General features: G+C 46.0%; 2 protein-coding genes. Both read right to left on the bottom strand.

The window, feature by feature from the left end:
- The coding region (locus tag R7Z50_RS25555; RefSeq protein ID WP_318149483.1) for a carbonic anhydrase at positions 1 to 579 on the bottom strand (579 nt) is incomplete at its 3' end.
- Between the two features lie 141 nt (positions 580 to 720).
- Positions 721 to 914, bottom strand: a 194-nt coding sequence (locus tag R7Z50_RS25550; protein ID WP_318149482.1) for a spore coat protein U domain-containing protein, incomplete at its 5' end; no start/stop codon positions are given.

The raw sequence follows: 914 nt of genomic DNA, 5'->3' as shown, positions 1-914 counted from the left end.
ACATGGTGGCGTGGTCAATGAGCCGTTAAATCGGTAGTAGTCTTTGTCGCTAGGAATCAACGCGTTTGCATCGAAAGGAGCGCGAATCGCTACGTTTTGATCTCTTTCCGGCACATTTTCTAGCAAATTCGCCAAAGCAGGATTGGCTTTGCCTTGTTCAAAAAATACCGCCACTACTGCGAGATTGCCTTGCTCATCGGCATGAACGTAATGCGCTTCCAATGGGTAAGATTTGCCGTCGACATGGTTTTCAGATGGTGTGTGGAAATGAAACTGTTTTAAAGCAAACGCTTTGCTATCAATGGTCAGAACATTCTCTCCCTCAATGCTGGTTTGCAATGTGTGACCATTGTTTGTTAGCGCAACCACTTTGCCTTGGTAATCCAATTGCAGTTTTGCTAATTCAGCTTGCGTCGCCGAATGAATATCAATCGGGCTTTGGTTTTTACCTTGCGCACATTCAGAAGCAAACTCGCCCCAATGCTCTGGCCCGTGACTTCCTTCGTAACCCCAGTTTGCTGCGTTGGCCGAACCAACGAATACCAAAGACAATCCAATCGCTGTAAGTGACTTTTTCATGATTTTCCTTATCCCTTCAAGTGAAGTGTTGTAAAAGCAAAGCCATACTAATCTCACAGGATTCGGTCGTTACAGAGTGGAAACTATGATTGCAAACAAACTTTGGAATCAACTCCTCTAGTCATGCAATTGATATGATGCTCAAAATTGAACATCAACGATTATTGAGTCGGTATAAGTGCCCGCTGGAGGGGTATTTTGGCTTGTCATTATCTGCGCGCGATAATTGTAGTTCTGTGGAGTGATACCATCTGGAATGGCATCGCCAGTATCAACATCGCTCTGTTCGCGGCGCTCAGCACCAGCCGAGCCCCAGCGCTCCGTCGATGATGACT

It is taken from the genome of Vibrio sp. 1249-1 (genome assembly GCF_033340495.1).
This window is presented reverse-complemented; position numbering and strand designations above follow the sequence as displayed.